This window comes from Nocardia sp. NPDC058497 (genome assembly GCF_042720195.1).
Taxonomy (GTDB): domain Bacteria; phylum Actinomycetota; class Actinomycetes; order Mycobacteriales; family Mycobacteriaceae; genus Nocardia.
Genome location: NZ_JBHXMY010000338.1, coordinates 1 through 6,632, shown reverse-complemented (window position 1 = coordinate 6,632; position 6,632 = coordinate 1). Strand labels below are relative to the sequence as shown.

General features: G+C 68.6%; 7 protein-coding genes. All 7 read left to right on the top strand.

The features are described 5' to 3' along the window. Positions 1–533 precede the first annotated feature (533 nt). The 7 genes from sigE to ACFWPJ_RS21095 all read left to right on the top strand — a co-directional run bounded on the left by sigE (position 534) and on the right by ACFWPJ_RS21095 (position 6,508). On the top strand, positions 534–1,199 hold the full coding sequence (gene sigE, locus ACFWPJ_RS21125) for an RNA polymerase sigma factor SigE (protein WP_378853818.1): 666 nt from the start codon (positions 534–536) through the stop codon (positions 1,197–1,199). 59 nt (positions 1,200–1,258) lie between these two features. Continuing rightward, complete coding sequence (locus ACFWPJ_RS21120) at positions 1,259–1,630, top strand: hypothetical protein (RefSeq protein WP_378853816.1); 372 nt, start codon at positions 1,259–1,261, stop codon at positions 1,628–1,630. A gap of 10 nt (positions 1,631–1,640) precedes the next feature. Further along, positions 1,641–3,176: a S1C family serine protease gene (locus tag ACFWPJ_RS21115; protein ID WP_378853814.1), complete on the top strand. Its 1,536-nt coding sequence runs from the start codon at positions 1,641–1,643 to the stop codon at positions 3,174–3,176. Positions 3,177–3,209: 33 nt separating this feature from the next. Beyond that, entirely contained in the window at positions 3,210–3,629 is a 420-nt protein-coding gene (gene tatB / locus ACFWPJ_RS21110) for a Sec-independent protein translocase protein TatB (protein ID WP_378853812.1), read from the top strand. Positions 3,630–3,812: 183 nt separating this feature from the next. Beyond that, positions 3,813–4,670, top strand: a complete 858-nt coding sequence (locus ACFWPJ_RS21105; protein ID WP_189026372.1) for a hypothetical protein — start codon at positions 3,813–3,815, stop codon at positions 4,668–4,670. A gap of 116 nt (positions 4,671–4,786) precedes the next feature. Then, complete coding sequence (locus tag ACFWPJ_RS21100; protein ID WP_378853810.1) at positions 4,787–5,359, top strand: hypothetical protein; 573 nt, start codon at positions 4,787–4,789, stop codon at positions 5,357–5,359. 75 nt (positions 5,360–5,434) lie between these two features. After that, positions 5,435–6,508: an XdhC family protein gene (locus tag ACFWPJ_RS21095; protein ID WP_378853808.1), complete on the top strand. Its 1,074-nt coding sequence runs from the start codon at positions 5,435–5,437 to the stop codon at positions 6,506–6,508. The last annotated feature ends 124 nt before the right edge of the window (positions 6,509–6,632 follow it).

Sequence of the window (6,632 nt, the reverse complement as noted above, 5' to 3'; positions counted from 1 at the left end):
GCCCTGAATGGGGGGTAACTGGAACTCCCGGGCGCGGAGGGATGGGGGCACGGAACGGGCCCCCCGTGGGTGGGCCCGCTGGGGCGAATCCCGGTGGAGGTGTTCATCGACGCGGTAAACCTCCACATAGGCCAGGTTCCGCTCCACGTTCGATGCCACAGCTAAGAGGCTAGGCCACCGAAGGGGTCTGTGTACTCAGCGAATGCGCCGGTTCGACGATGTGTCGCGCACAGATCACACAATTGCCCAAGGTTTGCGGAAAGGTCACGAAGGGCCTGGAACTGCTGCTTTTCCCGTGCCGGCGGGGCTAGGGTCGTCTGGGGCGAGGATTCTCAGGACACACTCAGGATCTCCACATCTGACCCATATCGGGGCAGGAAATAGTTGCCCTACGCAAGGCCAGCCGATCGCGGCGGGCACGAGACGCGGGAACAACCTCACACAGTTGCTGGTTGATTCCGATAGCAAGGTTCGTCGACCCGGACCGGCGAGGTTTCGTGCCAGCGGTCCCGAGTAGGAGGTGTCCCATCCCGATGGTAGACACGGCGCGTCACGCCACACTGCCCGACCAGACTCTCACGACCGATCTCACTGCCGCCGACGATGCGGAATTCGAAGCCGAACTCACCGGTACCGCGGCCTTCGACGCCACCGGTGACCGCACCGTCATGCCGTCGTGGGACGAACTGGTCCGCGAGCACGCCGACCGGGTATACCGGCTGGCCTACCGCCTCTCCGGCGATGCACAGGATGCCGACGACCTCACCCAGGAGACCTTCATCCGGGTGTTCCGCTCGCTGCAGAACTACCAGCCCGGCACCTTCGAGGGCTGGCTGCACCGCATCACCACCAACCTCTTCCTCGACATGGTCCGCCGCCGCAACCGCATCCGCATGGAAGCGCTGCCGGAGGACTACGACCGGGTCCCCGCCGAAGGTCCGACTCCGGAGGAGTCCTACCACGACTCGCGCCTTGACCCCGACCTGCAGAAAGCGCTGGATTCACTGGCACCGGAGTTCCGTGCCGCAGTGGTCCTGTGTGACATCGAGGGCCTGTCCTACGAGGAGATCGGCGCGACGCTCGGCGTGAAACTGGGCACCGTGCGCAGCCGGATCCATCGCGGGCGGCAGGCACTGCGCGACTACCTTGCGCATAATGGAACTGAGCAGCGGTACTCCGCTGACGCCTACGCAGGGTGATGTCGTTCTCGGCATCACCGGGCCTCTCGGTTGATGTCGGTCGGAAGGAAGAACTCCGCATGGTGGACCCCAGTGCCTCAGGTCGTGGTCGTACCCCGCGCTTTCAGCCCACCGAGCACCTGGCCAGCGAGGCGATCGCGGCCTACGTCGACGGCGAACTGCGCATGAACGCGTATCTGCGCGCCGCTCAGCATCTTTCGCTGTGCCCGGAATGCGCGGCCGAGGTCGATGCCCAGCAGCAGGCGCGCATCGCGCTGCGCCGGGCCGCCGAAGTCGCCGTGCCGCGCAGCCTGCACGACAGCCTGACCCGCATCCCACTGGCCGAACTGCCAGGGACCACGCCCGAACCGCCGCGCCGTAACGAGGCGATTCTCGGATTCATCACCGATTCCTTCACCGCGACCCGGTGGACAACCTGGCGTCGCAAGTAGAGTCTCGGACGTGACAGGCGAATCGACGAATTCCGGATCGACCGAACACGCGGATTCGGCGGCCGACCGGGGGAACCTGCGGCCGTCGGACGCGCCGAACCTCGGCCCGCGTCCGGTGTACCGGCCGCACATCGACAGCCATACCGCGCGCGCGTTCCGCCGCCCGAACGGCCAGAACGGCTCGTTCGCACCGCACGACCCGCAGCAGCGGCCCATAACCCCCGGCGCCGATCAGCTGGTCACCCAGCGGCCGCCGGACGGCGTGCTGGCCGAGGCGTTCGCCCGGCCCGAGGGCTCCGACGAGCTGCTGCAGCGCGAACCCGGCTCCGACGAGCAGCGACCTGGCATCGCCGGCCCGGTCGACCCGTGGCGTGATCCGGCCGCTGGCGCGCGCCTCGGTGCGCCCGCCGTCGAGACCCCCGCACCCGAACGTCTGCCCGTCGCCCCCAAGCTGACCGCCCGCGAGGTGCTGTTCGGCTCGCGCGTCGCGCCCAAGGCGCTGGCCCTGCTGGCCGCGCTCGCGCTCGGCATCGCCGTCGTCGGCGGGCTGGTCGGGCGGATCAGCGCCGAGACCGCCTCGAACCTGACCTCACGCAAGGTCACCCTCGACCAGAGCGCGGGCATCGAGGAGCCGCGCAGCCGGATCGCCGCCGTCGCCAATGCCGTTCTGCCGTCGGTGGTCTCGATCCGGGTCACCGTGGGCGACAACGGCGCGACCGGTTCCGGCGTGGTGATCGACGGCGCGGGCTACGTCGTCACCAACAACCACGTGATCTCGATGGCCGCGACCGACAAGTCCGACCGGGCCGCCATCCAGGTGCAGTTCTCCGACGGCACCAGGGTGCCCGCCCAGATCGTCGGCCGCGACCCCAAGACCGACCTCGCCGTGCTCAAGGTCGAGGCCAAGAACCTGACCGTGGCCACCCTCGGCAAGTCCGCCGAGGTGCAGGTCGGCGACGACGTGCTGGCCGTCGGCTCCCCGCTCGGCCTGAGCAAGACCGTCACATCCGGCATCGTCAGCGCCCAGCACCGCCCGGTGAAGCTGGCAGGCGAGGGCAGCGACACCAATGCGGTGATCGACGCCGTGCAGACCGACGCCGCGATCAACCCGGGTAACTCCGGTGGCGCGCTGGTCGACATGGAGGGCCGGGTGATCGGCATCAACACCGCGATCCGCAGCGAGACCGGCGGTTCGGTCGGTCTCGGCTTCGCCATCCCGGTCGACGTGATGACCACCGTCACCCAGGCCCTGATCCGCGACGGGCAGATGCACCACCCGGTGATCGGCCTGAGCGCGCGCACCAAGACCGTCGCCAACGAGGTGATGAGCGGCGCCGCCGTCGCCGACGTGGCGCCGGGCAGCCCGGCCGCGAAGGCGGGCATCGTCGAGGGCGACGTGATCGTCAGGATCGGCGACCGTGAGGTCACCGGTCCGGACGAGCTGGTCGTCGCCGTGCAGTCGCACAAGATCGGCGAGACGGTGAACGTGCAGTTGATCCGCGATGGCAGGCAGGTGGACGTGCCCGTGACCCTCGAATCCGACTGAGCTGGGCCGACGCGCGCCGGGTAACCTGGGATCGTGTTCAGCAACATCGGGTGGAGCGAGATGATGATCCTGCTCGTCGCCGCCCTCGTGATCCTCGGCCCGGAGCGCCTGCCCGGCGCGGTCCGCTGGACCACACGTTCCCTGCGCCAGGTGCGCGACTACGCCAGTGGCGCCACCACCCAGCTGAAGCAGGAACTGGGGCCGGAGTTCGACGAGTTGCGCAAGCCGCTGGCCGAGCTGAACGAACTGCGCGGGATGAGCCCGCGGGCCGCGGTCACCAAGCATCTGCTGGGCGGTGACGATTCGATGCTGCGTGATCTGGAGAGCGCGGTGCCCGACAAGCAGTCACTGTTCGGCCAGAGCAGCGGGATGCCCGGCGCCTCCGCGCCGCCCTCGCTGTCGAAGCCGCTGGACCGCAACGAGCGTCCCCCGATCGACCTCGACGCCACGTAAAACGGGCGGAACACACCGCACGGTCGGCATTTGCCACAGGGTCGCAGAGCTGGCACACACCCTCGGCTACCTCGAAATATTGTGATTGCCGCCGAGACGAACATGATTACCGTTGTGCTGCAAGACAGTTCGATGTCAACCGATAGAGACACGGAATGCTGTCGAGCTGTCTAGACTTCGCACATGTCGGCCGATGACGTGGCACGAGTCTTCGCGATCGAGGACAAGGTCGAGAGACTCAAAGCAGCCACCGACGGGGTGGCGGCTGCCCAGCAGACCATCAACGAACTCACCAGGATCAGGCGCGCCGTGATCCGCGAACTCCACGCCGAGGGCTGGACGTTCGCCCGGATCGGCGCCGCGGCTGGACTATCCCGGGCGCGCATCCACCAGGTGAGCACGCAGGGACCGGTCCCCGAGGGCCTGTTCTTCGGGCACGGCTCGCTGACCGTGCTCGCTCCCGAGGTCCGCGCGGGCAGGCTGCTCGGCGCACCCGACCCCGCGGCCGCGCAGCGCCTGGCCGAGCTGCTGCGTCAGCTCGGCTTCGTGGCGAACGTGGAGACCTTCCTGCCCGGCAGGCCGATCGACCTCAATCGCGACGGCCTGGTGATCCTCGGTGGCCCCGAGCTGTCCCCCAGCCTGCGTCAGCTGGTCGTCGCCGATCCCCGGCTGCGCCGGACGGTCACCCGGGCAGGTGACACCCGGCGCGGCATCGAGGACAGGGCGGCGCGCCGCGTGTACCGCCCCGGCGGCACCGAACCGCACGACATCGCCTACCTGGCCCGGCTGCCCCGCCCCGACCGGCGCGGCAGCATCATGCTCATCGACGGCCTGCATCCGCCTGGCTCACTGGGTGCGATCCGATTGCTGGCGACCCGGCTCGCCACCCTGCACGAGCGTGCGAGCACGCATTTGTTCTCGGTTCTCATCGCGGTCCGGTACGACCGCACCACCGGCGAACCTGTCGACGCCGACCTACTCACCCCCGTCTATCGCCACGAAACCGACCCAAGGTTGGCAACGACCCGGGTTCGCCCATAGTCGAATCTAAACTAGCCACACTTAGTGATCTCCGTCACGCTAGTGTTATGGTTCACAAACCGTCCGCGATGGTTAGATTGCTAGCGAGTAACCGAGTGTGAGTAGGTGAGCGTCACATGTTCTCGTCTCCCGAGGCCAGCGCATGCAGGCTTCTGCCCGTCCACGCGGCAGGCACGCCGGATCCAGTGCCCGTCCCACCGTTCGATGCCGAGCCGGCCGCTGCCGAAGTCATCGTCGCTACCCACCGCGTCACCTACAGCGACCGGTTGAAGGTCTTCATCGGCCCGAACGAGGACGTGGAGAGCTTTCTGCGCCCGTTGCGGCGGATGGACGGTCATCAGCGCTACGCGCTCGATCTGACCGTGCTCCCCGAGCCGATGCCCGCCACCGAGGTGACCGCGACTGTGAGCGCGGCGCGCGGCGCTCTCGCCCTGCGGTGCGCCGGCTCGGCCGACGCGATGACCCTGCAGCTACGCATGACGGTCGACCACGTCACCCGCCGCTACACCCTCGGCTTCCCCGGCAGCAGGCTCGGCCTGCCCACGGTGTACGTGCCGCACGGTGACGACGACACCTACGTCTATCCCGAAGAGGTGTTCACCGCCGAGCACGCCGCCGAGATCTTCCGCGACTTCTTCCGCGACGGGATCGTGCCGGGCGGACTCCAGCACCGCGAGATCCTCGACTGACCCGCGCGCGGATGCTGTGCCGTAGCTAGGCTGGTCACGACGGTCACCACGTGGCCGCGGGAAGGCCGGTGCGCGATGCGTGATCTGCTCGGGCAGGTACTCGATCTGCTTCCCGGCCGGCCGGTGGCGCTGGCCAGAATCGTCGACCGGACCGGCGCCGGCCCCCGGGACACCGGCGCGGCGATGGCGATCACCGCGGACGGGCGGGTCATCGGTTCGCTCTCCGGCGGCTGCGTCGAATCGGCGATCGTCACCACCGCGGGCCAGGTCCTGCACGACGGTCACGCGAGCACCGAACGCTTCGCCGCCGACGACGAATTCACCGTTGGTCTCCCCTGCGGCGGCGAAATCGAAGTCTTCGTCGAACGCCTCGACCACACCGACCTGCCCCTTCTCGGCGACTTGTATTCCGCCCTCACCGCGCACCAGCCCGTCGCCTACGCCACCACGCTCGAAGCCACCCCGGATCGAAAACTCCTGCGCCCCGGCCGGATCGACCCGTGGCGCGGCCTCGACCAGGATGCCACCGCACTCCTCACCGCAGGCCACAACGGCCTGATCGGCGCCCAGGACTGCACTCCCGCCGCCGCGACCCGCCCTCGCACCTTCGTCCAGGTCTTCCGCTCCCCCGCCCGCATGATCCTGGCGGGCGCCAACGACTACACCCGGGCCCTCACCGTGACCGCAGCCCAGCTCGGCTACCACGTCACCGTCGTCGACGCCCGCGAAACCTTCACCACCCCGGCCCGTTTCCCCGCCGCCGACGAGGTGATCGTCGACTGGCCCCACCGCTACCTCGCCGCGGAGCACCGAGCAGGCCGCATCGACAATCGCACCGTCATCTGCGTCCTCACCCACGACCCCAAATTCGACATCCCAACGCTGACAACGGCCCTCCACCTCCCCGCCATAGCCTTCCTCGGCGCCCTTGGCTCCCGCCAAGCCCACACCAACCGCACCCGACGCCTGCACGAAGCGGGCCTGACCGCCACCGAGATCTCCCGCATCCGAAGCCCACTCGGCCTAGACATCGCCGCTCACACCCCCGAAGAAACCGCGATCTCCATCCTCGCCCAAATCCTCGCCGACCGAGCCGGCGCCACCGCCCGCCCCCTGCACACCACCCACGGCCCCATCCATCAACGCTGAACCAGCCTGGCTGTCCGGCAGGTTCTCTCGGACCAGCAGCAGGCGGGCGCCTGGTGGTGGTGGGGTGGCGCCCGGTGGGGTGTATTAAGCGGCGACTTGTTCCGGGCGGAGTGTCTTTATTTGT

What these genes read in the sequence shown, in the direction of transcription:
- sigE (WP_378853818.1), top strand. Translation starts at nt 534, where the DNA reads ATGGTAGACACGGCGCGTCACGCCACACTGCCCGACCAGACTCTCACG.
- ACFWPJ_RS21120 (WP_378853816.1), top strand. Translation starts at nt 1,259, where the DNA reads ATGGTGGACCCCAGTGCCTCAGGTCGTGGTCGTACCCCGCGCTTTCAG.
- ACFWPJ_RS21105 (WP_189026372.1), top strand. Translation starts at nt 3,813, where the DNA reads ATGTCGGCCGATGACGTGGCACGAGTCTTCGCGATCGAGGACAAGGTC.
- ACFWPJ_RS21100 (WP_378853810.1), top strand. Translation starts at nt 4,787, where the DNA reads ATGTTCTCGTCTCCCGAGGCCAGCGCATGCAGGCTTCTGCCCGTCCAC.
- ACFWPJ_RS21095 (WP_378853808.1), top strand. Translation starts at nt 5,435, where the DNA reads ATGCGTGATCTGCTCGGGCAGGTACTCGATCTGCTTCCCGGCCGGCCG.